Here is a 25,002-nt window from a genome sequence, read left to right on the forward strand (position 1 = left end):
GCTCGCCGGGCCTGTGCCCGGCGAGCTGTTTCTGACGCCTTGATTCATTTGTGGAGAGCCCGCCAACAGCGGGCGCAAAGCACATCATGACCATTCAATCCATCTGTCTGTTCTGCGGTTCCAACAGCGGCGGCAATCCCGCCTATGCCGAGGCCGCGCGCGATCTGGGCGGCGAGCTGGCCGCACGTGACATTACCCTGGTGTACGGCGGCGGCAATATCGGCCTGATGGGCATCGCCGCCGACGCTGCTCTGGCCGCCGGTGGCCGCGTCATCGGCGTGATTCCCGGCTTCCTGCGCGACAAGGAAGTGGCGCACGACGGGCTGTCCGAGTTGCACATCACCCAGACCATGCACGAACGCAAGGCGCTGATGGAAGACCTCTCCGGCGGCTTCATCGCACTGCCGGGCGGCTTCGGCACCTACGACGAACTGTTCGAAATGCTGACCTGGGGCCAGCTGTCGGTGCACCAGAAGCCGATCGGCCTGCTCAACGTGGCCGGCTTCTTCGACCCGCTGCTGGCCATGGTGCAGCACGGCGTGCGCGAAGGCTTCATCCACGAGGCCAACCTGGCGCTGTTCGTGGTGGCCGACACGCTGCCGGTGCTGCTGGAGCGCATGAACCAGTACCGCGCCAACCCGGCAGCCAAGTGGCTGTCGCACGACAGCATCTGAGGCCGCGCGATGATCATCGTCATGGCCGCTGCCGCCACGGCAGCGCAGATCGACGCCGTGGTTGGCCGCATCCGCGCAGCGGGGCTGAGCGAGCACATCTCGCGTGGCACCGAGCGCACCATCATCGGCGCGGTGGGCGACGAACGCTCGCTGAGTGCCGACATGTTCGAAACCATGCCTGGCGTGGAGCGGGCGATGCGGGTGGTGAAGGACTACCGCATCGTGTCGCGCGAGGTGAAGCCGGACAACAGCGTGGTATCCATCCGTGGCGTGCCCATCGGCGGTGCGCAGCTGCAGCTGATCGCCGGCCCCAGCGCCATTGAGGATGCCGCGCAACTGGCCGCGCTGGCGGCAGAATTGCACGGCCAGGGTGTGCGCCTGCTGCGCGCCGGCGCCTACAAGCCGCGCACCAGCCCGTATGCCTTCCAGGGCGTGGGCGAGCCCGGGCTGGAATACCTGCAGCAGGCGGCGCGTGCGCAGGGCATGCCGATGATCAGCGAGATTCTCGACGTGCGGCTGCTGGATACCTTCCTGGAATACGACGTCGATGCCATCCAGGTCGGCCCGCGCAATATGCAGAACGTGCCGCTGCTGCGTGAACTGGGGCGCATCAACAAGCCGGTGCTGCTGTACCGCGGTGTGTCCGCCACGCTCAGCGAATGGCTGATGGCGGCCGAGTACATCGCCATCGGCGGCAACCACAATATCGTGTTCTGCGAGCGCGGCGTGCGCAGCGTCGAGCCGGCCACGCGTAACGCGCTGGACATCACCGCCATACCGCTGCTCAAGCGCGAAACGCACCTGCCGGTGCTGGTGGACCCGAGCCATGCCGGCGGACGCGGCTGGCTGGTGCCGCCGCTGGCAGCCGCCGCGGTGGCCGCCGGTGCCGACGGCCTGCTGCTGGAAGTGCATCCGTCGCCGCAGGACGCCTGGTGCGATGCCGAGCAGGCGATCACGCCGCAGGCGCTGCAGGCGCTGCGCGCCCAGTTGCAGCCGCTGGCCGCCGCAGTTGGCCGCAGCCTGTAACCCTTACCGTGGAGAGCATATGAGCGAGAACACCGTTGTCAGCCTGCAGCAGATCGAAAACTACCGCTTCGACAACAGTTTTGCCGAGGGCGACTACCGGCTGCAAAGCGACGAACCGGCACCGCTGGGTGCCGCCAGCGGCCCGTCGCCCACCCAGCTGCTGGCAGCGGCGGTGGCCAACTGCCTGAGCGCCAGCCTGCTGTTCGCCTCGCGCAAGTTCCATATCGATTTCGAGCCGCTGTCCTGCGAGGCCAATGCGCTGGTGGACCGCAACGAACGCAACCGCCTGCGGGTGCAACGCATCGACGTGGTGCTGCGTGCCGGCAAGCCGGTGGCCGCTGCGGCCAACCTGGAGCGCCTGCTGGGCAGCTTCGAGGACTTCTGCACCGTGTCGCAGAGCGTGGGGCTGGGCATTCCCATCCACGTCAGCGTGCTCGATGCCGACGGCACGCTGCTGAAGCAGCAGGAGTGATCCCCTCGCTGTAGAAGACAAAACCCGCCGTCTGGCGGGTTTGTCACGTCTGGCGTGGCTGGATAGTGCGGCCAGGGTTGGGCGCTAGATGTAGCGCAGCAGCAGCGGCACCAGCAGCTCGGCAGTCCAGCCCAGCACCAGCGGCGCGGCGACGGCGGTGAGGGCGACGCCAGGCCAGGACAGCCAGCCCTCATTGCGCCGGCTCAGTTGCAGACACAGCCGGTACAGCAGGTAGCCGCTGACGGCCACCAGCGGCGGCAGCATGGCATAGGCCTGCAGCGGGCGGTCGGCCAGTACCGCGCTGAGGGTGATCAGCCCCAGGTGCAGGCATAGCTGCGATAGCGCGTAGGCGGTCAGCAGTGGCGGCACGCCATCCAGTCGCAGGCCGTTGCGGCCAACCTGCAGCGTGCCGCTGGCCAGCAGCAGTGCGGCAATGCCGGTCCAGGCGTAGGGGTAGAGGAAGGGCAGCCAGATCGGCACCACCGCCAGCGTGGGCAGGGTGAGGCGGAACAGGATGGCGCAGATGAAATAGCCGCCGACAAAGGCGAACGCTGCCGGCAGACACTCGCTGGCGATCAGCCGCCACAGCGCATGCAGGATGTACAGCGCCAGCGGTGCCAGCAACAGCAGGCTGGAAATGGCCGGACTCATGCCTTGCCCAGCACCCTCAGCAAGGCTTGCGACATCAGTTCGCCCATCTGTGCCAGGTAGTGGGTCTGCATTTCCAGCGTGAAGCGCTGCGGATCGTCGCTGGCGATCACCAGCATGCCGAACGGCTCGGTGCCGTCGCGCAGCGCCACCTGGGCAAAGGATTGCAGCACCGGCGTGGCCGGAAACCAGCCGATGATCTCGTCGTTGGCGTACGGGCCGCAGTAGGGCGCCGACAGGTTGCCGGCCAGCAGGCGGATGTCCTGGCGGCTGTTGTACAGCTCGCTGTTTTCCGCCGCAGTGTGCCACAGCCGCAGCGCCACGCGCTGCAGCCCGAAGTGCTCGGCAAAAATGTGCTGGATGGCGTGATTGACCTCGGCCAGGGTGTGGCCGCGCAGCAGCGCTACCGCCAGGCGGTGGCTGCGCGCCACGATCTGGTCGTTCTGCTCGCCGTGGCGGATCAGCTGCGTCAGCCGGGCTTCCAGCTGGCGGTTGCGGTCCTTCAGGTCCAGCATCTGGCGGTCGGCGAACGATACCACGCGTTCCTGCAGCGGCTTCAGGCCATAGCGCGGAGCGTGGCTGGCCAGGAAATCCGGGTTTTCGTCGAGGTAGGCCAGAATGTCTTCAGCTTGCACACCACACTCCTTGCGTTACGTTGGCCGCAGGGCCGCTAGATTTCGATTTCGCCGTTGAACACGGTAACCGCCGGGCCGGTCATCTTCACCGGCAGGCCGGGGCCGCCCCAGGCAATGGTCAGGTCGCCGCCACGGGTGTGCACCAGCACCACCTTGTCCAGCAGGCCGCGGCGGATGCCGGCCACCACCGCTGCACAGGCGCCGGTGCCGCAGGCCAGCGTTTCGCCGGCGCCGCGCTCGTACACCCGCAGGCGGATCTCGCCACGGCCGACAATCTGCATGAAGCCGGCGTTGACGCGCTCCGGAAAGCGGCTGTGATGCTCGATCAGCGGGCCCTGCTGCGCCACCGGGGCGGTGTCCACGCTGCTGACCACCTGCACCGCATGCGGGTTGCCCATCGATACCACGCTGACGTCCACCGACTGGTCGGCTACCTGCAGCGGGTGGCTGATGGCGTCGCCTTCGGCGATGAAGGGGATGTCCAGCGGTGCAAAGCGCGGCACGCCCATGTCCACGGTGATCAGGCCGTTGTCGTCCATCATCGGTACGATCACGCCCTTGGCGGTTTCCACGCGGATGGCGCGCTTGTTGGTCAGCTTCTGCTCGGTGACGAATTTCACGAAGCAGCGCGCGCCGTTGCCGCACTGTTCCACTTCGCTGCCGTCATTGTTGAAGATGCGGTAGCGGAAGTCGTTCTCTGCCGCCTGCGGCGCTTCCACCAGCAGCAGCTGGTCGAAGCCGACGCCGGTGTGGCGGTTGCCCAGCTGACGCAGGCGCTCCGGGGTCAGCTGCACCGTCTGGCGCACACCGTCGATCACGACGAAGTCGTTGCCGAGGCCGTGCATCTTGCTGAATTTGAATTTCATGATTGTGCTGAATATGGGGGGATCTTGTTTCGCCATCATAACCGATTCACCCGTGCTGTCATGCAGTTTGCCGCATATGGATGACTGTCGATAAATTCAAACGCTTGATTGACACCTTACTGACCAGTAAGTAGAGTCGCCGCATGACTGCGGACCTCGACGCGCGCCACGATACGCGCAAGAAAATTCTCGACCTGGCGGAAACGCTGCTGCTGACGCGCGGCTTCAATGCCTTCAGCTACCAGCACATCAGCGCCGAGCTGGGAATGCGCAATGCCGCCATCCACTACCACTTCGCACGCAAGACCGACCTGGGCGTGGCGCTGATCGAGCGTTACCGCCGCCGCTTTGCCCGCTTCATCGCCGCGCAGGCCGGCCTGGCGCCGGCCGAACAGCTCACGCGCTACTACGCACTGTCCGACAGCTACCACCAGCGGCAACAGATCTGCCCCAGCGGCATCCTGTCCGCCGAGCTGCATACGCTGCCGGCGGAAATGCAGCAGGCTGCCGGCGCCTTCGTGGCCGAGATGCGTGCCTGGGCGGTGGACATCGTGGCGCGTGGCCGTGCCGACGGCAGCATGCACTACGCCGGCAGCGCCGAGGGCATGGGCGCGCTGGTATTCGCCGCCATGCAGGGCGCGCTGCAGCTGGCGCGCTTCGATGCGGCCGCCATCGGCGGCGTCACGCAGCAGCTGGCCGCCTTGCTGGGCCTGGCAACGGTGGGCAATAACAAGGAATAACAGTAGCAAACAACAACACGACACGAGGAAACAAGATGAGCACAACAAAGAACAGCATGTGCCGCATGGTGGACAAGACAGCTGCGCTGCCCGCCGGCCTGCGCAGCTGGGTGATTACCCGCATGTTCGGCCGCTTCGTGCCGTTCCTGGGAACCGCCGGGCTGGTATTCGAGCAGGTAAGCCGCGAGCTCATGGTGGTCAGCGTGAAAAACCGCCGCAAGGTGCAGAACCACATCCAGGGTCTGCACGCCGCCGCCATGGCGCTGCTGGCGGAGACCGCCACCGGCTTCGTGGTGGGCATGAACGTGCCGGACGACAAGCTGATGCTGCTCAAGTCGATGAAGGTGAGCTATTTCAAGCGCGCGCAGGGCGATATGCGCGCGGTGGCCACGCTGAGTCCGGAGCAGGTTGGCCGCATGTTCAGCGAGGACAAGGGCGACGTGCTGGTGGACGTGGTGGTGACCGACCAGTCCGGCGAATCGCCGATTGCCTGCGAAATGGTGTGGGCCTGGGTGCCGAAGAAGCGCAAGGAGGGCTGAGGCCATGGATTACAGCACGCTGACGCTGAACGTGGATGGCCATGTCGCCCACGTGGCGCTGAACCGCCCGGACAAGGCCAACTCGCTGAACGAGGCGATGTGGCAGGAGCTGCAGGCGGCACTGGAGTGGTGCGATGCCGAGCCGCAGGTGCGCGCGGTCGTGCTGTCCGGCAACGGCAAGCACTTCTGTGCCGGTATCGACCTCACCATGCTGATGGGCATGCAGCAGGCGGTGGACGATAGCTGCGAGGCGCGCAAGCGCGAAAAGCTGCGCCGGCTGATCCTGCGGCTGCAGGGTAGCGTCAACAGCCTGGAGCAGTGCCGCAAGCCGGTGATCGCCGCCATCCACGGCGCCTGCGTCGGCGGTGCGCTGGACATCGTGCTGGCCGCCGATATCCGCATCGCCGCCGCCAATGCAGTGTTCAGCGTGCGCGAAGTGGCGGTGGGTATGGTGGCGGATGTGGGCACGCTGCAGCGCCTGGCGCGGGTGGTGGGCGAGGGTCACGCCCGCGAGATGGCGCTGACCGCGCGCGACCTGCCGGCCGCCGAGGCCGAGCGCATGCACCTGGTGAACCGCGTGCAGCCGGATGCCGAATCCGCACTGGCCGACGCACTGGCCACCGCGGCGCAGATCGCCGCCATGTCGCCGCTGGCGGTGCGCGGCACCAAGGAAATCCTCAACTACAGCCGCGACCACAGCGTGGCCGACAGCCTCAACTACGTGGCTACCTGGAACGCGGCGATGCTGCTGTCGGATGACATCCAGCAGGCGGTGATGGCGGCGGTGAGCGGTGGCAAGGCGACGTTCCGCGACTGAGCTGCGGTGCCGGTGAGTTGACATGCAAAAGGTTGGCCGCATGCTTGCGGCCAACCTTTTTTGTGCTCACTGCCTGCTGCGGGCGATAGGTGGCGGCTTACACCTTGTCCAGCCCGTGCTCCACCGCGTACACCGCTGCCTGCACCCGGCTGGACAGGTTCAGCTTGCGCAGGATGTTCTGCACGTGCACCTTCACCGTGCTTTCCGCCAGGTCCAGTGCGCGGGCGATTTCCTTGTTGCTGACGCCGCGCGACAGCCAGGCCAGGGTTTCGCGTTCGCGCGGGGTGAGGCTTTCCAGCTCCAGGTTGCGCGTTTCGCTGGCCGGTGCGCGCAGCCGCGCCACCAGCTTGGCGGTCATTTCCGGCGACAGTACGCTGTCGCCATCCACCGCGCGGCGGATGCTGGCGAGCAGGAAGTCGGCGTTGATGTTCTTCAGCAGGTAGCCGCGGGCGCCGCTCTTCATGCACTCGGCCAGGTCATCGCCGTCCTCGGACACGGTGAGCATCAGCACCGCCAGCTGCGGCTGGGTTACCAGGATCTGCGCCAGTGCTTCGCGACCGTTCATCTGCGGCATGTCGATGTCCAGCAGCACCACGTCCGGTTTCAGTTGTTCGGCCAGCTTGACGCCTTCCAGGCCGTCGGCGGCTTCGCCGACGATGTCGAAATCGGGCTGGCGCTGCAGCAGTGCCTTGAGGCCGCTGCGGAACAGGGTGTGGTCGTCTACCAGCAGGATGCGTATGCTCGGGTTCATGCGGCTTGTCTTTCTGTGTGGGGCAGGGTGAGGCTGACTTCGGTGCCGGCGGCGGGCAGCGGGCGGATGGCGATGTGGCCATGAATGCGCGCCGCGCGTTCCTGCATGATGGACAGCCCGACATGGCGGCTCTTGCGTGCTTCGAAGCGTTGCTGGTCGAAGCCGCAGCCGTCGTCGCTGATGGTCATCACGAAGTCGGCCTCGTTACGGATATCGATAATGACGTGCTGCGCCTGGGCGTGTTTGCGCACGTTGGACAGCGCCTCCTGCAGGATGAAGATCACCTGCAGTTGCTGCTGCGGGTCCAGCGGCAGGCCGTTGCCCTGCATGTTCAGCTGGGTGGCCACGTGTGCCTGCTGCTCGAAGCGCGACAGCAGGGTGCGCACCGCATCGGCGAAGTCTTCCTTGTTGATGCGGGTGCGGAAGTTCAGCAGCAGCTCGCGTACGTCCTCGTAGCATTCCTGCACCCCGGTGCGGATGAAGCCCAGGTTTTCCTGCGCCTGCTCCGTTTCGTCACCGTCCAGTGCCGCTTCCAGCATCTGTACCTGCAGGTTGAGGAAGGACAGCGACTGCGCGATGCTGTCGTGCAGGCCCTGCGCCATCAGGTTGCGCTCCTCGGCCACCGCGAACTGGCGGTCGCGCGCGGCCAGGCGCAGGTTTTCGATGGCGATGCCCAGGTGGCTGCCCAGGGTTTCCAGCAGGAACTGGTCCTGTGGCGACAGCGGGGTGACCTGGCGGAAGTACAGCGTGAAGATGCCGACATTGCCCTGGTTGTAACGGATGTGGAATACCGAGATTTCCTGGTAGCCGGCGCGCTGGCAGTGTTTTTCCTCGGCGTGCTGCATGCGGTCGAAGCGGCGGATCACCGCGAACGGCTGCGGCACCGCCTCGCCGCAGTAACAGCCTTCCAGTGGCGCGCAGTGGTCGTCCTCCAGCATCTCCGGCGGCAGGCCGCGCTGGGCGATCAGCTCCAGCCGGCCGCGCTTCACATCCACCAGCCGTACGCTGCCGGCGTCGGCGCCGGTCAGCTCCATCAGCCGGCCGATGAAGCCGTCGCACATCGGCTCCAGCTCATGCGATTCGTGCAGGAAGGCGGTGGTGCCGTACAGCGCGGTGAGGTGGCGGTTCTTTTCCTCCACCGAGCGGGTCTTGTCCTCCACTTTCTGTTCCAGTGTGGCGTACAGTTCCTGCAGGTGGCTGGCCATCTGGTTGAAGCCGGTGGAGATCAGTGCGAATTCGTCATTGCCGCTGACTTCCATGCGCGCATCCAGCTCGCCGTCGCGCAGCCGGGCGATGCCTTCGCCCAGGGTGTTCAGCGGGCGGATCACCAGCAGGAACAGCAGGAACATCATGGCGAAGGAGCCGACGATGGCCATGGCGATCAGCGCCATCTGGAAGAAGCGCAGCAGGGTGGTATTGCGGGCGTTGTCTTCCTCGATCAGCTTCACCAGCCGGTCGATGTGATCGACGAAGCCGGAAACGTCGGGGCGCGCCTGGCTGCCCGGCTGGTGCGGCTGGCTGGCCGCCAGCTCCAGCCGGGGCAGCAGCTCCTTGCGCCAGTGCTGTTCGATCTCGTTTGCCTGCAGGCGCACTTCGTCATTGTCTGGCAGGAACAGCGGCCGTGCCGGGTCGCCCTTGCGCAGGCTGGCCAGGGTGTCGCTGAAGTGCTGGTTCTCCGCCTGTACCGTGGCCAGCGGCGCGCCTTCGCTTACCAGCATGGCCACCCGGTAGCTGCGCATGCGCAGGCTGCCGGCGTCGTTGATGGCGGCGGCGCCGCCTTCCAGCTTCCACGACAGCACCAGGGTGTAGCCGATGGAGGTCATCGCCAGCAGCAGCCAGGCAATGGTCAGGGTGAGCAGCTTGCTGGACAGGCTGCGCATGTGCGGCGGTTGGCTGAGCATGGTTAGGTCGTCCGGTGGATGGTCAGCGCCGGCAGGGCACGGCACAATGACTGACAGCCCGGTGTTGCAGGCCGGGCGGTGGTAGCGGAGCAGGACATGGCTTTGATTTGTTGACAATGCTGACAGCTCAACGATAGCAGCCCGTGCCGCGCTGCCACAATCCACCAAAAGGAGAGGATGTGCAGAAAGTTCTGGGCATTGCCGGCTGGTCCGGCAGTGGCAAGACCACGCTGATCGAGGCGCTGCTGCCAAGGTTGGCCGCACGCGGCCTGCGGGTGTCGGTAATCAAGCACAGCCACCACGATATCGAGCCGGATGCGGCGGGCAAGGATAGCTGGCGCCACCGCCGGGCCGGCGCCGCCGAGGTGATGCTGCTGTCGCCGCGGCGGGTGGCGGTATTCGCCGAACTGGCCGAGGAGCTGACGCTGGACGCGCAGCTGGCACGGCTGCAGCCGGTGGACCTGGTGCTGCTGGAAGGGCAGAAATGGCAGCCGGTGCCCAAGCTGGAAGTGCACCGCCCGGCGCTTGGCAAGCCGCTGCTGTGCGCCGAGGACAGCCGGGTGCTGGCGGTGGCCAGCGATGCCGCGCTGGAGATTGCGCTGCCGCAACTGGCGCTGAACGATCATGACGCCATCGCCGATTTCATCGCGCGCTGGCTGGAGGAAAGCAAGTGAGTATCCGCATTCTGTATTTTGGCCGCCTCAAGGACGCGCTGGGCCGTGGCGAGGAAACCCTGGACTGGGCCGGTGGCGACACCGCCGCACTATTGGCCGCATTGCGCGGCCGTGGCGCGGACTGGGCCGAGGCGCTGGCCGCCGGCAAGGTGTTCCGCCTGGTGGTGAACCAGCAGGTGGTGCGCGGCGAGGTGATGATTCCGGATGGCGCCGAGGTGGGCATCCTGCCGCCGGTGACCGGGGGCTGAGCATGCACTGCCATATCACCGTACAACACGAGCGTTTCGACCTTGCCGCCGAAGAAGCGGCGCTGCGTGCGCAGGCCGGCGATGCCGGTGCGCTGGTGGCATTCCAGGGCATGGTGCGCGGCCACGATGCCGCCACACCGTTGGGCGCATTGTTCCTGGAGCACTACCCCGGCGTGACCGAGGCCGAGATCGAGCGCATCGCCCAGGATGCCGCCACGCGCTGGCCGGTGAGCGCGGTGCGCGTGGTGCACCGCGTGGGGCAGCTGGTGCCGGGCGAGCAGATCGTGCTGGTGCTGGTGGCTTCCGCCCACCGCAAGGCGGCGTTTGCCGCCGCCGAATACCTGATGGATTACCTCAAGACCGAGGCGCCGTTCTGGAAGCGCGAGGATTTTGCCGACGGCAGCAGCCGCTGGGTGGATGCCAAGGCCAGTGACAGCGAGGCGGCGGCCGGCTGGCAGGGCTGACTGACGATCTGTTGCGCGGCGGCGATACGCTGGCGGGTTCGATTCAGGGGGCGCGTTGACTTCATGTCAATTCCGCGCCCCTCGCGTTTTCGCCTTGTCCCGCCGCGGCTTGCCTGCTCGTAACTCTAATTGCCGAACGGGCGCTCCAGCTGCAGCCGCCAGCCGCCGGGGCCGCGCTCCAGCCGGTAGGACAGCTGACGCATGCCGCCGGTAGGCATGGCGTTGCCGTCGCCATCGCGGTACAGCGGGAAGCGGCGCAGCAGGCGCTGGCCGCTCAGCGTGAACTCGTCGTGCCCCATATAGCCCGCCATGGCATCCGGATAGTCGTCCGGCGGCGGCAGGCTGATGCTGTTCAGCCGATTCCACTCATCCACCACGAATACCAGCACATTGCCGTAGGAGCCGCTGCCGGCGGAACGGGTAAACAGGTACAGCTCCGGCTTGCCGTCGCCGTTCAGGTCCGCCACCCGCACATCGGTGATGGTGCCGTCCACACTGCCTTGCAGCGGCTGCATCGGCTGCAGCAGTCCCTCCACCGCCAGCTGCCAGCTGCCTATCGAGCCCTCGCAGTCACAATCCAGCATGAAGCGGATGCCCTGCCATGCCAGTGTGCGGCGAAGGTGGTCGCGGCGGGGCTCGTCGAAGGTATCGCCCAGCACCCTGGCCTGCAGGGTGTAGCGGCTGCTCTCGCCGCGGCGTGCGGCACCGGGCAGCACGTAGACGTGCACGGTGTAGCTGCCGCTATCCGGAATGAAACCGTGGAAACCGCTGCCGGCCGGGCCGTTGAACAGCAGCTTGCCCTGCGGCGAGTGCAGCTCGAAGTAGGTGCCGCGCGGGGCGGCATCCAGCCGCAGTGACAGCCGCTGCCCCTGCTGCAGTTGCAGCTGGTAGTCGTGGAAGTCGTTGTCGAACAGCCGGTCGCTGAGCCGGGTGGTCTGGTTGATGCGAGGCCACACGGTGGTGCTGGCCGGTGCGGCGACGGCGGGTAGCGCCGTCAGCAGGCCGCAGACGGCAAGGCTGGGGAGCAGGAGGCGCATGAAAACTCCCGGCCGGGCAGGCCGGCGGCAGGTGGCGATGAGCTTGGAAGCTACGCCTTCCGAACTAGTTCCCCCCGCCGAATGGGGTGGTTCGGATAATCCCTAATCGGCACAGGGTTTCCACTACCGGCCAATGTTGGCCGCATGAGCGAGCGCGTACTGTGAGAGCGTCTCAATAGAGCGGATAAAAACATCATGGCCTCACAAAGCTACAAACAGTACGCGGTGCTGGCATCCAGCACGTTGTCGTTTACCGTGTGCTTCATGATCTGGATGATGTTCGCGGTGCTGGGCATTCCGATCAAGCAGCAGCTGGGGCTGAATGAAACCGAATTCGGCATCCTGGCCGCCACGCCGGTGCTGTCCGGCTCGCTGATCCGCGTGCCGCTGGGCATCTGGACCGACCGTTTCGGCGGCCGCATCGTGCTGTTCGTGCTGATGCTGGCCTGCGTGGTGCCGATCTTCGTCATGCAGTACGCCACCCAGTTCTGGCATTTCCTGGCCATCGGCCTGTTCGTCGGCCTGGCCGGCGGCGCGTTCTCGGTGGGCACGCCCTACGTGGCCCGCTGGTTCAAGAAGGAGCAGCAGGGCCTGGCGATGGGCATTTTCGGCGCCGGTAACGCCGGTTCCTCGCTGACCAAGCTGATCGCCCCCAGCATCATCGCTATCGGCGGCTGGCAGCTGGTGCCCAATGTCTACGCCGCGGTGATGCTGGTTACCGCCATCCTGTTCTGGTTCTTCTCCTATCACGACCCGAAGCACCTGGTGTCCAGCAAGGTAAGCCTGGGCCAGCAGCTGGCGCTGATGAAGAACCCGGCCGTGCTGCGCTACTGCCAGTACTACTCGGTGGTGTTCGGTGGCTATGTGGGCCTGGCGCTGTGGATGACCAAGTACTACGTGGCCGAGTACGGCTTCGACATCAAGCACGCCGCCTTCCTGGCCGCCTGCTTCTCGCTGCCGGGCGGCGTGCTGCGCGCACTGGGCGGCTGGCTGTCCGACAAGTACGGCGCCTACAAGGTGACCTGGGGCGTGATGTGGGCGTGCTGGGTGGCCTTCTTCATCCTGTCCTACCCGCAGACCCACCTGATCATCCAGACCGTGAAGGGCCCGCTGGGCTTCAACATCGGCCTGAGCGCCACCGTGTTCACCCTGGTGCTGTTCGGCGTGGGCGTGGCCATGGCCATCGGCAAGGCTTCGGTATTCAAGTTCATTGCTGACGAGTTCCCGGACAACATCGGCGCGGTATCCGGCGTGGTGGGCCTGGCCGGCGGCCTGGGCGGCTTCCTGCTGCCCATCATGTTCGGTGCGCTGGTGGACCTGACCGGCGTGCGCTCCAGCTCCTTCATGCTGCTGTACGGCACCGTGTGCGTGGCCCTGGTGTGGATGCACTTCTCCTTCCGGCCGGTAGCCCGCGCCGAAGAAGAGAAGGAAGCCCGGCTGGCTACCGCCACCCGCTGATCGATTTCGATGGTATTGGGGCGGCAGGGGCCGCCCCGCAGAGAGGATGACATCATGTCTTATATAGTGACCCGCTGGGAGCCGGAAAACACCGCCTTCTGGCAACAGGACGGCAAGTCCGTGGCACGTCGCAACCTGTGGATCTCGATCCCGGCGCTGATGCTGGCCTTCGTCATCTGGCAGGTGTGGAGCGTGGCGGTGCTGAACATGCCGAATATCGGCTTCAGCTACACGCAGAACCAGCTGTTCTGGTTGGCCGCATTGCCGGCGCTGTCCGGCGCCACGCTGCGCATTTTCTACAGCTTCATGGTGCCGATCTTCGGCGGCCGCAAGTGGACTGCCATTTCCACCGCCAGCCTGCTGATTCCGGCGATGGGCATCGGCTTTGCGGTACAGGACCCGAGCACCAGCTATGTCACCATGGTGATCCTGGCGCTGCTGTGCGGCTTCGGCGGCGGCAACTTCAGCTCCTCGATGTCCAACATCAGCTTTTTCTTCCCGAAAGCCGAAAAAGGCACCGCGCTGGGCCTGAACGCCGGCCTGGGCAACCTGGGTGTGTCGCTGGTGCAGTTCGTGGTGCCCATCGTGATCACCATGGGCCTGTTCGGTGCCTTTGGCGGCGAGCCGCAGACCTGGGTGAAAGGCGCGGTAACCAAGCACGTATGGCTGCAGAACGCCGGCTTCGTGTGGGTGCCGTTCATCGTGCTGTCCACCATTGCCGCCTGGTTCGGCATGAATGACCTGGCTTCCGCCAAGGCTTCCTTCGCCGATCAGGCGGTGATCTTCAAGCGCAAGCACAACTGGCTGATGTGCTGGCTGTACATCGGTACCTTCGGTTCCTTCATCGGCTTCTCCGCCGGCTTCCCGCTGCTGGTAAAAGGCCAGTTCCCGACCATCGACCCGACCAAGTACGTGTTCTTCGGCCCGCTGGTGGGCGCGCTGGCCCGCCCGATCGGCGGCTGGCTGTCCGACAAGATCGGCGGCGCCAAGGTTACCCAGGTGGTGTTCCTGCTGATGATCGCCGCGGTGTTCGGCGTGGTGGGCTTCCTGCCGCACGGCGGCCAGGGTGGCAGCTTCCAGGGCTTCTTCGCCATGTTCCTGTGCCTGTTCGCGCTGACCGGCATCGGTAACGGCTCCACCTTCATGCAGGTGCCGGCCATCTTCCTGACCCTGCACAAGCGCATGGCCGGCAAGAGCGAAACCGCACAGAAACAGGCCGTGGCCGAAGCCACCAAGGAGGCCGCTGCCGTGCTGGGCTTCTCCGGTGCCATCGGTGCCTACGGCGGCTTCTTCATTCCGAAGAGCTATGGCACGTCCATCGCCCTGACTGGCGGCGTGGAAGCGGCGCTGTATGCCTTCATCTGTTTCTACATGACTTGCGTGCTGATCAACTGGTGGTTCTACGCCCGTAAAAACGCCGAGATTCCGTGCTGATCTGTTCTGTTCTCCAAGCTGCAGACTGGCTTCTGCATCTTCTTGAGCGCCCCGAAAGGGGCGCTTTTTTTGTGCGCTGCACAGCAAACCGGTACTGATTTTCTGGATATGGATCAAGGCCGTGGCGCCGCGCGCCGGCTATATGTCGGAGCGCCCGGAATGAAGGCGGGCAGGGTGCTTGCCCTGCCGGCAACACAAGAGCACGGCAACAGCCGGCCGCACCGGGCGGCATGACAGGACACCCAGGAAGCGCACTGCCCCCTTAATCCAACCGGCTGCAACGCCACCGGGATACCGACCATGACCATCAAACTGAAGTTGCTGTGTTTTACCGTTCTGGCCCTGCTGGCGGCGCTGGTGCCCAGCCTGGTGGGGCTGAAGGCGCTGCGCGATGCCGACGCCAAGCTGGCGGTGGTGAACGACCGCCTGATTCCGCGGCTGGGGCTGGTGGCGAACATCCGCAGCACGTTCAAGGATCTGCGCATCGACGACATCCTGCAGCTGTACGAGCAGGACCGTAATTTCCAGCTGCAGGCGCGGCTGCGCAACCGCCAGACCGGGCAGAAGCTGCACGACTTGCTGGCACAGCTGAAAGGCGAGCTGCGCCGCCCCGAGGACCTGGCGCACGTGCAGCAGTTCGAGACGATGTTCCAGCACTACCTGCAGCTGCTCGACCGGGTGCAGGCGGTGCGGGTGGCGCCGGGGGCGACAGTGGTGCAGATGTCGGCGGCAGCCGAGCCGTGGCGGGTGGCCGGCACCGAGCTGGGCGCTTCGGTTACCGCCATCGTGGGCGACGTGCTGGCCGAGGCGCGGCATAACCGCGACCAGGCGCAGGCGGAAATGGCGGCGGCCAGAACGCTGTTCGCCGCCTCGCTGCTGCTCTCCATGCTGCTGCTGTTCGGCTGCGGCTGGCTGATCCTGCGCAGCATCAACCGCCCGGTGCAGTCCGCGGTGCTGGCGGTGCGCGGCATCTCCGACCGCCAGGACCTGTCGCAGCGGGTGGCGGTGCACAAGAACGATGAAATCGGCGGCTTGCTGCACGCTTTCAACCAGCTGCTGGGCAAGATGCGCGACTCCATCCACCAGATCGGCCACCACTCGCACGCGGTATCCATTGCCGCAGAAGACCTGAGCGTGGCATCCGACCAGGTGCAAAGTGGTGCGCGCCATGCCAGCCAGTCTGCCGCGGAGATGGCGGCCACCATCGAGGAGGTGACGCAGAGCATTGCCAGCATCGCCGGGCGCACCCGTGCCGCGGACGCGCTGGCGGCGGCCTCCGGGCAGCAGGTGCTGGTCAGTGCGGCGGTGATCGGCGACACGGTACAGTTGATCGAGGGCATTGCCGTGGCGGTGCGCGATACCGCCAGCCACGTGCAGGCGCTGCAGGGCCGCAGCGAATCGATCGACGCGGTGGTTGGCGTGATCGGCGACATTGCCGGGCAGATCAACCTGCTGGCGCTGAATGCGGCGATCGAGGCGGCGCGCGCCGGCGAATACGGCCGCGGCTTCGCGGTGGTGGCCGACGAGGTGCGCAAGCTGGCCGAGCGCACCACTGCCTCCACCGGGCAGATCCACAGTACCGTGACCAGCATCCGCGAAGGCTCGGAGGCGACGGTGCAGCTGATCGGTGACGTGGTTGGCCGCATGGAGCACGGCGTGGCCAAGGTGCGGCAGGCGGGGGAGGCCATGGACGAACTGCGGACACTGGCCGGGCAGGTGGGGCAGCAGGTGGCGGAAATTGCCAGCGCCATCCACGAACAGAGCGAGGCCAGCGCGCGCATTGCGCAGAAGGTGGAAGGCATTGCCCAGGTGGCGGAGCAGAGCAGCGTGGCGGCGCAAAGCACCGCCAGCAATGCGCTGCGGCTGCATGAGTTGGCGCAGGACATGCGCCGCGACGTGGCCTGTTACACCACCTGAGCCTTGTTCTTGCCCGGGTTGGCGGTGCCGGCTGGCATGTATGGTAGTTTTCTTACATTAAACTTACAGAAATTTTGCCAGCTTGCACCGCTTTGCCGCACGTGCACCAGGATATGATTCCGTCAAGGTTATGAATAAACAGGATTTATCTGTGCCGTGTGCACAATTCTGGTGATATTGCATTGTAAGAATCATGAAAGGAATCGAGTACAAGCGCGCTTGCCACTAGACTGACGCTCCTTTGCCCAATAACACAGGGAGCACTCGCAACATGCAAGCGCATGTCGATACGCAAAACCACGGCAAATCGTTGACCGTTCTGACTTCGCTGTTCTTCATGTGGGGTTTGATCACCTCGCTGAACGACATTCTCATTCCGCATCTGAAAGGCGTGTTCGCGCTGAACTATGTGCAGGCCGCACTGATCCAGTTCAGCTTCTTCACCGCCTACTTCATTGTGTCGCTGCCGGCCGGCCGCCTGGTGCAGGCGCTGGGTTACCAGCGCGGCATCGTGGTGGGGCTGTCCATCGCCGGTGCCGGCTGTCTGCTGTTCTACCCGGCGGCGGCGGGGCTGTCCTACGCCGCCTTCCTGGGTGCGCTGTTCATCCTGGCGGCCGGCATCACCGTGCTGCAGGTTGCGGCCAACCCCTACGTTGCCCGCCTGGGGCCGGCACGCACCGCCTCCAGCCGCCTCAACCTTACCCAGGCGTTCAACTCGCTGGGCACCACGCTGGCGCCGCTGCTGGGCTCGCTGCTGATTCTCGGTGCCACCAGCGGTGCCGGTGCCGCCAGGGCGGTGCAGTGGCCCTACCTGGGGCTGGCGGCCACGCTGTTCGTCATCGCGGCGGTATTTGCCTGCCTGCGCCTGCCGGCGGTGCAGGATGAGACGAGCAGCAGCCAGGGCATGCGCCAGGTGCTGCGCCATCGCCACCTGGTGCTGGGCGCCATCGGCATCTTCGTCTACGTGGGCGGGGAGGTCGGCATCGGCAGCTTCCTGGTAAGCCTGATGCAGCAGCCGGGCATTGGCGGCCTGAGCCAGGCGGCCGCCGGCAAGCTGCTGGCGCTGTACTGGGGCGGCGCCATGCTTGGCCGCTTCGTCGGCAGCGCGGTAATGCGCCGCGTGGCAGCCAACCGCGTGCTGGCGTTCAACGCACTGCTGGCCGTGCTGCTGATCGCTACCGCCATGCTGGCCGGCGGCAAGCTGGCGATGTACAGCCTGCTGGCGGTGGGGCTGTGCAACTCCATCATGTTCCCCACCATCTTCTCGCTGGCGCTGAACGGCCTGGGCCGCGACACCGGTGCCGGCTCCGGCGTGCTGTGCATGGCCATTGTCGGCGGCGCGCTGCTGCCGCTGTTGCAGGCCGGCGTGGCCGATGGCATCAGCCTGTTGGCTTCGTTCGGCGTGCCGCTGCTGTGCTACCTGTTCATCCTGTTCTACGGTGCTGCCGGCTACAAGCCGCGCCAGGCCTGAGTCCACGTCTTGCCCGCCATGCCGCCCCCAGGGGCGGCATTTTTGTTTTTGCAGTGGAATTCAGGTATCGCTGGATAAAATTGAAGTATCACTTCAAAAATGTGCTAATTTACCTGCGTGGCTGGCGCCCGCAGCGCCACCGGACACAGCGAAGCGGAAAGCGGGAGCACGATGCAGGACAAGGATATGGCCAGCGCCCAGGGCGGGCTGGAAACCGGGCAGCGAATAAAACTGCTGCGCAAGCAGCTGCGCAGAACGCTGCAGGACATCGCCGCGGCCACCGGGCTGTCGGCCAGCTTTCTGTCGCAGGTGGAGCGCGGCGTGGCCGGGGTGTCGCTCACCTCCGTCAAGGCCATTGCCGAGGCGCTGGGCGTGCCCTTGAGCCGCCTGCTGGACCAGCCGCCGCAGGCGGATGCGCACACCCGCAACGGCGTGCGGCCAACCTTTGCCGCCAGCAAGGCGCAGCAGCGCTTCGAGCGGCTGTCGGCTAAGTTCCCGGGCAGCGTGCTTGAGGCGCTGAAAGTGTATCTGCCGGTGGGCTTCTGCTCCGACTTCGTGGCGCACGACGGCGAGGAGCTGGTGTACGTGCTGGCCGGCCAGGTGCGCTACCACCTGGAGGATGGCGATTACGAGCTGGCACCCGGCGACTCTATCCACATCGATTCGCATCGTCGCCACCAGCTCAGCAATACCGGCACGGTGGAGGCGGTGATCATTTCCGTGGGCACCCTGCCGCTGTTCGATGCATGACAGCGCGGCAGGCAAGCCACATGGCAACCCCGGTTGCGGCCAACCCTGTGCCGTAGCCGCCAGCGAGAGAGGAAACGACATGACTATCGGAGTAGGCGGCAGCAGCGCGGAACAGGCACTGGCCACCTTGCAGGACATGACCGCGGGCGCCACGCCCATCGGCCTGGACGAATACCGCCAGCGCATCGCCACGGCACAGCAGCGCATGCGCGAGCTGGGCATGGACGCGCTGTATCTGCATGCCGGCAGCAGCCTGAAATACTTTACCGGCCTGCAGTGGTATCCCAGCGAACGCATGGTGGGTGCGCTGCTGCCGGCCAGCGGCGAGCTGCAGTACATCGCGCCGTGGTTTGAGCTGGGCACGGTGCAGGACTTCATGCAGCTGCCGGGCACAGTGCAGAGCTGGCACGAACACGAAAGCCCGTATGCCTTGCTGGCCAGCCTGCTGCAGGCACTGCCGCGCCAGGGTGGGCAGCCGGTGCTGGGCATGGACGAGAGCGCGCCGTTCTTCACCGTGGACGGCATTGCCAAGAGCTGCCCCGCGGCCCGGCTGGTGAATGCCAGCGCGGTTACCGCCTGGTGCCGCATGCGCAAATCGGCCGCCGAGCTGGCGCTGATGCAGCGCGCCAAGGACATGACGCTGGCGGTACACCAGGCCACCGCCAGCATGCTGCACGCCGGCATCACCACCACCGAAGTACAGGCCTTCATCCAGCAGGCACACCGCAAGGTGGGTGCCGCTGGCTCCACCTTCTGCATCGTGCTGTTCGGTGCCGCCACCGCCTTCCCGCATGGCGTGAAAGAGGCGCAAACGCTGCGCGACGGCGACATGGTGCTGATAGACACCGGCTGCGCGCTGCATGGCTACCTGTCCGATATCACCCGCAGCTACGTGTTTGGCACGCCGGATGCGCGCCAGCGCCAGGTGTGGAACGCGGAAAAGGCGGCACAGGCGGCGGCGTTTGCCGCGGCGCAGCCCGGCGTGGCCTGCGGCGAGGTGGACCGCGCCGCGCGGCAGCAGCTGGAGCAGGACGGCTTCGGCCCCGGCTATGCACTGCCGGGCCTGCCGCACCGCACCGGCCACGGCATCGGCCTCGACATCCACGAATGGCCCTACCTGGTGAGCAGCGACGCCACGCCGCTGGCGGCCGGCATGTGCTTCAGCAACGAGCCGATGATCTGCGTGCCCGGCGAGTTCGGCGTGCGGCTGGAAGACCACTTCTACATGACCGAACACGGCCCGCGCTGGTTTACCCCGCCCAGCCACAGCATCGACGACCCGTTCGGCTTGCAGGCTTGAGGTCATGATATGCGGCCAACGTTGGCCGCAAAAAAAAACGCCCCGCCGAAGCGGGGCAGAGTGGGGAATGATTGTGGCAGCCGGGCCGGCACCACAGTTTGCCGCCCAGCCGCTGCCGGGGCATCGCCAACACCCCTGTTGGATGCGACGACCCGGCGGCGGCTGGGCAAACTCGGGACCGCTACTCGATGGCAGCGGCGGCGTTGGTCTGCTGGCGCAGCAGGAATTTCTGGATCTTGCCGGTGGAGGTCTTGGGAATCGGCCCGAAGATGATGCGCTTGGGCACCTTGAAGCGCGCCAGGTGGGCGCGGCAGTGTTCGATTACCGCCGCTTCGTCGCCGGCCACGCCGTCCTTCAGCTCGATGAAGGCGCACGGCACCTCGCCCCATTTCGGGTCCGGCAGCGCCACCACCGCGGCGGTGATCACGCCGGGGAAGCGGCACAGCACGTCTTCCACCTCCAGCGAGGAGATGTTCTCGCCGCCGGAGATGATGATGTCCTTGCTGCGGTCCTTGATCTTCACGTAGCCGTCGGGCTGGATCACCGCCAGGTCGCCGGTGTGGAACCAGCCGCCGGCCAGCGATTCGCGGGTGGCGGCCGGGTTCTTCAGATAGCCCTTCATCACCAGGTTGCCGCGGAACATGATCTCGCCCATGGTTTCGCCGTCGTGCGGCACCTCGCTCATGGTGGCCGGGTCCATCACCGTCATGCCTTGCTGCATGGTGTAGCGCACGCCCTGGCGGCCGTTGCGCTCGGTGCGCCCGCCAATGTCCAGCCCGGCCCATTCTTCCTGCTTGGCGCATACCGCCGCCGGGCCGTAGGTTTCGGTCAGGCCGTAGACGTGGGTGATGTTGAAGCCCAGCTTTTCCATGCCCTCGATCACTGCCGACGGCGGCGCGGCGCCGGCCACCAGGCAGTTCACCTCGTGTTTGATACCCTGTTTGCAGTCGTCCGGCGCGTTGATCAGCATGTTGTGCACGATGGGCGCGCCGCAGTAGTGGCTTACCTGGTGCTGCTTGATCAGCTCGAAGATCAGCCGCGGGTCGACGCGGCGCAGGCAGACATTGGTGCCGGCGTTGGCCGCCATGGTCCACGGGAAGCACCAGCCGTTGCAGTGGAACATCGGCAGCGTCCACAGGTAGGTGGCGTGGCGCGGCATGCCCCATTCCATGATGTTGCACACCGCGTTCAGGTAGGCGCCGCGGTGGTGGTAGACCACGCCCTTGGGGTTGCCGGTGGTGCCGGAGGTGTAGTTGAGCGCGATGGCGTCCCATTCGTCGGCCGGCAGCTGCCAGTCGTAGCCGGGGTCGCCGCCGGCGATGAAGGCTTCGTATTCGATGCTGCCCAGGCGCTCGCCGGGGCCGGCGTATTCCGGGTCGTCCACGTCGATCACCAGCGGCGGGGTGTCCAGCATGGACAGCGCCGGGGCGATGGTGAAGGAGAACTCGCGGTCGGTGATCAGCACTTTGGCCTCGCCGTGGCGCAGCATGAAGGCGATGGCTTCCGGGTCCAGCCGGGTGTTGAGGGTGTTGAGCACCGCGCCGCTCATCGGCACGCCGAAGTGGCAGTCCACCATGGCCGGGATATTGGGCAGCATCACCGCCACGGTGTCGCCGCGGGCGATGCCGGCCTTCACCAGCGCGGAAGCCAGCCGGCGGCTGCGGGCATAGGCTTCGGCCCAGTTGTAGCGGATGGCGCCGTGGATTACCGCCGGGTGGGTGGGGTAGACGTTGGCCGCACGCTCGATGAAGCTCAGTGGCGACAGCGCCACGTGGTTGGCCGCGGTTTGCGGCAGGTCTTGCTGGTATGCCTGCAGGGACATGCTGTGCTTCTCCTCTGGTCTGGGCATCTCGAAAAACTCCCGCTTTCATCGCGATACTGCGTTGCTCACGAAAAATTTCTCCTGACATATCAAACATATGCTGCGTCGAAATTTTTCGCTCTCGCCTTGTCTCGCTTGGAAATCCGGGTTTTTCGAGGCGCCCGGCTGTCGCCGCGCCGTGCCTTGCAGGCCTGGCGGTCGTCATGTTGTGCTCTGTTATGGGGTCGATGATTGCCGCCCAACCTTGCACAACTATGTGGCAAATGTAACGAATGATTGCAGTGCCCCCTTGCCGGGCGGGCTTGGCCTAGAATCAAAACTTTCGAATTGTTACCGGGTGACCGTCATGTCCCAAGCCTTTCCAGCCGATGCCGACCCGGCACAGCGTGGCGCCATGCTGCTGGCCGGGCTGGATCTGCTGAATCAGGGCGTGACGGTGTTCGACGCCGACCTCAGGCTGGTGGCCTGCAACCAGCGCTTCCTGCAACTGCTGGACTTCCCGGCCGCGCTGGGGCAGGTGGGCACGCCGTTCGAGGCATTCATTCGTTATAACGCGGAACGCGGCGAATACGGCCCGGGCGATGCCGGCCAGCAGGTGGCCGAGCGGGTGGCGCTGGCACGGCGCTTCGAGCCGCACGACACCGAGCGCATGCGCCCGGATGGCTCGGTGCTGCGGGTGCGCGGCGAGCCGCTGCCGGGTGGCGGCTTCATCTCGCTGTACACCGACAAGACCGAACAGCAGGCTTACGAGCGCCTGCTGCAGCAGCAGAAGCAGGATCTGGAATGGCATGTGGGCGCACGCACCGCCGAGCTGGAAGCCGCCAACCGCCAGCTGCGCGAGGCCGATGCGGCCAACGCCCAGATCACCGCCGCGCTGCGCCGCAGCGAGGAGCGGCTGCGGCTGATCACCGACACCATTCCGGCGCTGATCGCCTACTTCGACAAGGATCACATCTACCGCTACGCCAACCGCGGCTACGCCGACTGGTTCGGCCGCCGCAACGAGCACATCGTCGGCCGCCACATCGAGGCGGCGCTGGGCAGCAAGTTCTACGCCGCGGTGGTGGGCTATGTGAACGAGGCGCTGTCCGGCAAGCAAATCACCTACGAATACTCGATGGACAAGGACGACGGCAGCACCATCTTCGCGCGCAGCACGCTGGTGCCGGAGATCGCGGCGGATGGCCAGGTACTGGGCTGCTTCGTGCTGTCCTTCGACATCACCGAACAGACGCAGACCCAGGCGGCGCTGGTGCAGGCGCAGAAGATGGAGGCGGTGGGCCAGCTGTCCGGTGGCATGGCGCACGACTTCAACAATATGCTCACCGTGGTGATAGGCAACCTGGCCGAGCTGCAAAGCCGCCACCAGCACGATGCCGCGGTGCGCGACTACCTCGACCCGGCGCTGCAGGCCGCCGAGCGCGGCGTGGCGCTGGTGCGCCGGCTGCTGACCTTTGCCCGCCAGCAGCCGCTGGCGCCGCGCGCGGTGAACATCGCCAGCCTGTTCCAGGACATGCTGCAGCTGATCCGCCGCTCGCTGCCGGAAAACATCGCGGTGAGCACGCAGCTGCCGGTGGAGGCGCTGCACGCGCTGGCTGACCCGCACCAGCTGGAAAGCGCCATCCTCAACCTGGTGCTCAACGCGCGCGACGCCATGGGCGAGGGCGGCCAGCTGACCTTGGCCGCAAGCCGCATCACGCTGGCGGAGCGCGACAGCGAACTGCACCTGCAGCCCGGCAACTACGTGCGGCTGGAAGTGCGCGACAGCGGCAGCGGCATGAGCCAGGAAGTGCAGCTGCGGGTGTTCGAACCGTTCTTCACCACCAAGCGCTTCGGCTCCGGCAGCGGCCTGGGGCTGGCCATGGTGTACGGCTTTGCCCGCCAGTCCGGCGGCGCGGTGCAGGTGGCCAGCGCGCCGGGGCAGGGCACGGTGTTCAGCCTCTACCTGCCGCTGACGCAGCCGGAGGCGGCGCTTACCGGGCGGCTCAACTTCAGCGGCAAGGCCGGCGGGCGCGAGCGGCCGCTGGTGTTGCTGGTGGAGGACGACCCGGACGTGCGCCGCGTGGTGCGGCTGCAGCTCACCGGGCTGGGCTTCCCGGTGCTGGAAGCGGAAAGCGGCGACGAGGCGGCGGTGATGGTGGCCAGCATCGACGACATCGGCCTGCTGCTCACCGACATCGTGATGCCCGGCCAGCTGGACGGCCGCGCCCTGGCGCAGCGCGCGCGCCAGCTGCGGCCGAAGATGCGCATCGTGCTGATGAGTGGTTACGACGAGGCCGGCCGCGGCGCTGCGGCCAACTTCCCCAAGCTGGAAAAACCCTTTACCCCGGCCCAACTGGCCGCTTTGCTCGACGAGGTGATGCTGTGTCCGCCCCAACCCTGAACCCGGCCACCGACGCCGACAAGCTGATCTACCTGGTGGAAGACGACCTGGCGGTGGCACGGCTGATCGGCAACGTGCTGCGCGACTATCACTTTCGTTGCGAGGTGTTTCACAGTGGCAGCGAACTGCAGCGCCGGCTGCGGCAGCAGCTGCCTGACCTGGTGATCCTCGACCTTGGGCTGCCGGACATGGACGGCATGAGCCTGGTGAGCGAGATCCGCGCCCACGGCCGCTGCGGCGTGGTGATCCTCACCGGCCGCGGCCATGTCGGCGACCGGGTGATGGGGCTGGAAAGCGGCGCCGACGACTACATCATGAAGCCGTTCGAGCCGCGTGAACTGGTGGCGCGGGTGCGCAGCATCCTGCGCCGCTGCGACGGCCGCCAGGAAGCGCCGGCCAGTGGCGGCGGGCGGGTGGCCAGCTTCGCCGGCTGGCGTTACGAGGTGGACAGCTACACGCTGATTGCGCCGGATGGCGGCGAAAAGGCGCTCAGCGCCGGCGAGGGCCAGATGCTGCAGCGCTTCCTGGAGCGCCCCAACCGCGTGCTGCCACGCGAGCAGCTGTTGGGGCAGGACGATATGTCGCCGTACGATCGCAGCATCGACGTGCGCATTTCGCGGCTGCGGCGCAAGCTGGAGGACGACTCCTACAGCCCGCGCATGATCAAGACGGTGTACGGCGCGGGGTATCTTTTTCTGGCTGCGGTGAGCTGGGAGTAGCCCGGCAGTAGGGCGGATGCCCCAAAGGGGCGATCCGCCATCGCTGCAGCCACGGCAGGTCACAGGATTGGCGGAACGCCCGGTGAAGCGGGCTTCCGCCCTTGCCATGTAGGTTGCGGCCCGGCGTAGCGAAGCCCGAAGTTTACCGTGCCGGGTTTTGTATCCGCTGCGCGGATGTTGTTTGAAGTCGCCGGTTCCGCCCGGCGGACGGGCCAGGGGGCGTGCCGCCGCCCCCTCGCGACCCCGCTCGCCGGAT

Annotated in this window: 24 protein-coding genes; 17 read left to right on the top strand and 7 right to left on the bottom strand. The window is 66.2% G+C overall.

Features of this window, described 5'->3' with window-relative positions; translation table 11 throughout:
- The first annotated feature begins 86 nt into the window (after window positions 1–86).
- The 3 genes from PSELUDRAFT_RS13495 to PSELUDRAFT_RS13505 are packed head-to-tail and all read left to right on the top strand — an operon-like array spanning window position 87 to window position 2,172.
- Window positions 87–674 (top strand): TIGR00730 family Rossman fold protein, encoded by a 588-nt coding sequence (locus tag PSELUDRAFT_RS13495; protein ID WP_088967326.1) that lies wholly within the window; start codon window positions 87–89, stop codon window positions 672–674.
- 9 nt (window positions 675–683) lie between these two features.
- Window positions 684–1,700 (top strand): 3-deoxy-7-phosphoheptulonate synthase, encoded by a 1,017-nt coding sequence (aroF, locus tag PSELUDRAFT_RS13500; protein WP_088967327.1) that lies wholly within the window; start codon window positions 684–686, stop codon window positions 1,698–1,700.
- Between the two features lie 19 nt (window positions 1,701–1,719).
- Complete coding sequence (locus PSELUDRAFT_RS13505; RefSeq protein WP_088967328.1) at window positions 1,720–2,172, top strand: OsmC family protein; 453 nt, start codon at window positions 1,720–1,722, stop codon at window positions 2,170–2,172.
- Window positions 2,173–2,256: 84 nt separating this feature from the next.
- On the opposite strand, the gene PSELUDRAFT_RS13510 is transcribed toward PSELUDRAFT_RS13505, so the two are convergent.
- From PSELUDRAFT_RS13510 to dapF, 3 genes are read right to left on the bottom strand one after another with little or no spacing between them, the layout of a single operon-like run.
- Window positions 2,257–2,823 carry a hypothetical protein gene (locus PSELUDRAFT_RS13510; protein ID WP_088967329.1) on the bottom strand — a complete coding sequence of 189 codons (567 nt, stop codon included), beginning with the start codon at window positions 2,821–2,823 and terminating at the stop codon, window positions 2,257–2,259.
- Complete coding sequence (locus tag PSELUDRAFT_RS13515) at window positions 2,820–3,455, bottom strand: DUF484 family protein (protein ID WP_088967330.1); 636 nt, start codon at window positions 3,453–3,455, stop codon at window positions 2,820–2,822. Before PSELUDRAFT_RS13515 ends, PSELUDRAFT_RS13510 begins: the two co-directional genes overlap by 4 nt.
- Window positions 3,456–3,490: 35 nt before the next feature.
- Window positions 3,491–4,321 carry a diaminopimelate epimerase gene (gene dapF / locus PSELUDRAFT_RS13520; RefSeq protein WP_088967331.1) on the bottom strand — a complete coding sequence of 277 codons (831 nt, stop codon included), beginning with the start codon at window positions 4,319–4,321 and terminating at the stop codon, window positions 3,491–3,493.
- A gap of 143 nt (window positions 4,322–4,464) precedes the next feature.
- Here dapF and PSELUDRAFT_RS13525 point away from each other — a divergent pair, with 143 nt between their 5' ends.
- From PSELUDRAFT_RS13525 to PSELUDRAFT_RS13535, 3 genes are read left to right on the top strand one after another with little or no spacing between them, the layout of a single operon-like run.
- The gene (locus PSELUDRAFT_RS13525; protein ID WP_088967332.1) at window positions 4,465–5,061 is read left to right on the top strand and encodes a TetR/AcrR family transcriptional regulator; all 597 of its coding nucleotides are present in this window, start codon (window positions 4,465–4,467) and stop codon (window positions 5,059–5,061) included.
- A gap of 35 nt (window positions 5,062–5,096) precedes the next feature.
- On the top strand, window positions 5,097–5,600 hold the full coding sequence (locus PSELUDRAFT_RS13530) for a DUF4442 domain-containing protein (protein WP_088967333.1): 504 nt from the start codon (window positions 5,097–5,099) through the stop codon (window positions 5,598–5,600).
- Window positions 5,601–5,604: 4 nt separating this feature from the next.
- Window positions 5,605–6,417: a crotonase/enoyl-CoA hydratase family protein gene (locus PSELUDRAFT_RS13535; RefSeq protein WP_088967334.1), complete on the top strand. Its 813-nt coding sequence runs from the start codon at window positions 5,605–5,607 to the stop codon at window positions 6,415–6,417.
- Window positions 6,418–6,514: 97 nt separating this feature from the next.
- Here the strand turns inward: PSELUDRAFT_RS13535 and PSELUDRAFT_RS13540 are convergent, their stop codons facing one another.
- Together PSELUDRAFT_RS13540 and PSELUDRAFT_RS13545 are read right to left on the bottom strand one after the other, a co-directional pair.
- Window positions 6,515–7,168, bottom strand: a complete 654-nt coding sequence (locus PSELUDRAFT_RS13540) for a response regulator transcription factor (protein ID WP_088967335.1) — start codon at window positions 7,166–7,168, stop codon at window positions 6,515–6,517.
- Entirely contained in the window at window positions 7,165–9,069 is a 1,905-nt protein-coding gene (locus PSELUDRAFT_RS13545; protein WP_088967336.1) for a type IV pili methyl-accepting chemotaxis transducer N-terminal domain-containing protein, read from the bottom strand. Before PSELUDRAFT_RS13545 ends, PSELUDRAFT_RS13540 begins: the two co-directional genes overlap by 4 nt.
- A 179-nt stretch (window positions 9,070–9,248) precedes the next feature.
- On the opposite strand from PSELUDRAFT_RS13545, the gene mobB reads away from it, so the two are divergent.
- Genes mobB through PSELUDRAFT_RS13560 form a run of 3 tightly spaced genes read left to right on the top strand, consistent with a single transcriptional unit; the run spans window position 9,249 to window position 10,455 of the window.
- Window positions 9,249–9,743 carry a molybdopterin-guanine dinucleotide biosynthesis protein B gene (mobB, locus tag PSELUDRAFT_RS13550; RefSeq protein ID WP_088967337.1) on the top strand — a complete coding sequence of 165 codons (495 nt, stop codon included), beginning with the start codon at window positions 9,249–9,251 and terminating at the stop codon, window positions 9,741–9,743.
- Complete coding sequence (locus tag PSELUDRAFT_RS13555; RefSeq protein ID WP_088967338.1) at window positions 9,740–9,991, top strand: MoaD/ThiS family protein; 252 nt, start codon at window positions 9,740–9,742, stop codon at window positions 9,989–9,991. Before mobB ends, PSELUDRAFT_RS13555 begins: the two co-directional genes overlap by 4 nt.
- A 2-nt stretch (window positions 9,992–9,993) precedes the next feature.
- Window positions 9,994–10,455 carry a molybdenum cofactor biosynthesis protein MoaE gene (locus PSELUDRAFT_RS13560; RefSeq protein WP_088967339.1) on the top strand — a complete coding sequence of 154 codons (462 nt, stop codon included), beginning with the start codon at window positions 9,994–9,996 and terminating at the stop codon, window positions 10,453–10,455.
- Between the two features lie 125 nt (window positions 10,456–10,580).
- Here the strand turns inward: PSELUDRAFT_RS13560 and PSELUDRAFT_RS19665 are convergent, their stop codons facing one another.
- Window positions 10,581–11,492, bottom strand: coding sequence for a PliI family lysozyme inhibitor of I-type lysozyme (locus tag PSELUDRAFT_RS19665; protein WP_088967340.1), 912 nt, complete (start codon window positions 11,490–11,492; stop codon window positions 10,581–10,583).
- A gap of 195 nt (window positions 11,493–11,687) precedes the next feature.
- Here PSELUDRAFT_RS19665 and PSELUDRAFT_RS13570 point away from each other — a divergent pair, with 195 nt between their 5' ends.
- The 6 genes from PSELUDRAFT_RS13570 to PSELUDRAFT_RS13595 all read left to right on the top strand — a co-directional run bounded on the left by PSELUDRAFT_RS13570 (window position 11,688) and on the right by PSELUDRAFT_RS13595 (window position 19,822).
- Window positions 11,688–12,950: a nitrate/nitrite transporter gene (locus tag PSELUDRAFT_RS13570; RefSeq protein WP_088967341.1), complete on the top strand. Its 1,263-nt coding sequence runs from the start codon at window positions 11,688–11,690 to the stop codon at window positions 12,948–12,950.
- A 54-nt stretch (window positions 12,951–13,004) separates the two neighbouring features.
- On the top strand, window positions 13,005–14,384 hold the full coding sequence (locus PSELUDRAFT_RS13575) for a NarK family nitrate/nitrite MFS transporter (protein WP_179947547.1): 1,380 nt from the start codon (window positions 13,005–13,007) through the stop codon (window positions 14,382–14,384).
- A 300-nt stretch (window positions 14,385–14,684) separates the two neighbouring features.
- Window positions 14,685–16,301: a methyl-accepting chemotaxis protein gene (locus PSELUDRAFT_RS13580; RefSeq protein ID WP_088967342.1), complete on the top strand. Its 1,617-nt coding sequence runs from the start codon at window positions 14,685–14,687 to the stop codon at window positions 16,299–16,301.
- Between the two features lie 271 nt (window positions 16,302–16,572).
- Window positions 16,573–17,772, top strand: a complete 1,200-nt coding sequence (locus PSELUDRAFT_RS13585) for a sugar MFS transporter (protein ID WP_088967343.1) — start codon at window positions 16,573–16,575, stop codon at window positions 17,770–17,772.
- Between the two features lie 186 nt (window positions 17,773–17,958).
- On the top strand, window positions 17,959–18,522 hold the full coding sequence (locus tag PSELUDRAFT_RS13590) for a helix-turn-helix domain-containing protein (protein ID WP_162291262.1): 564 nt from the start codon (window positions 17,959–17,961) through the stop codon (window positions 18,520–18,522).
- A gap of 79 nt (window positions 18,523–18,601) precedes the next feature.
- Window positions 18,602–19,822 carry a Xaa-Pro peptidase family protein gene (locus PSELUDRAFT_RS13595; RefSeq protein ID WP_088967345.1) on the top strand — a complete coding sequence of 407 codons (1,221 nt, stop codon included), beginning with the start codon at window positions 18,602–18,604 and terminating at the stop codon, window positions 19,820–19,822.
- Between the two features lie 181 nt (window positions 19,823–20,003).
- Here the strand turns inward: PSELUDRAFT_RS13595 and PSELUDRAFT_RS13600 are convergent, their stop codons facing one another.
- Window positions 20,004–21,644 carry an acyl-CoA synthetase gene (locus tag PSELUDRAFT_RS13600; RefSeq protein WP_088967346.1) on the bottom strand — a complete coding sequence of 547 codons (1,641 nt, stop codon included), beginning with the start codon at window positions 21,642–21,644 and terminating at the stop codon, window positions 20,004–20,006.
- Between the two features lie 346 nt (window positions 21,645–21,990).
- On the opposite strand from PSELUDRAFT_RS13600, the gene PSELUDRAFT_RS13605 reads away from it, so the two are divergent.
- Both PSELUDRAFT_RS13605 and PSELUDRAFT_RS13610 read left to right on the top strand, forming a co-directional pair.
- On the top strand, window positions 21,991–24,027 hold the full coding sequence (locus PSELUDRAFT_RS13605) for a PAS-domain containing protein (protein WP_088967347.1): 2,037 nt from the start codon (window positions 21,991–21,993) through the stop codon (window positions 24,025–24,027).
- Window positions 24,009–24,746, top strand: coding sequence for a response regulator transcription factor (locus PSELUDRAFT_RS13610; protein ID WP_088967348.1), 738 nt, complete (start codon window positions 24,009–24,011; stop codon window positions 24,744–24,746). The genes PSELUDRAFT_RS13605 and PSELUDRAFT_RS13610 overlap by 19 nt, the downstream gene beginning before the upstream one ends.
- Window positions 24,747–25,002 lie beyond the last annotated feature (256 nt).

This window comes from Vogesella sp. LIG4, from assembly GCF_900090205.1.
Classification (GTDB): Bacteria; Pseudomonadota; Gammaproteobacteria; order Burkholderiales; family Chromobacteriaceae; genus Vogesella.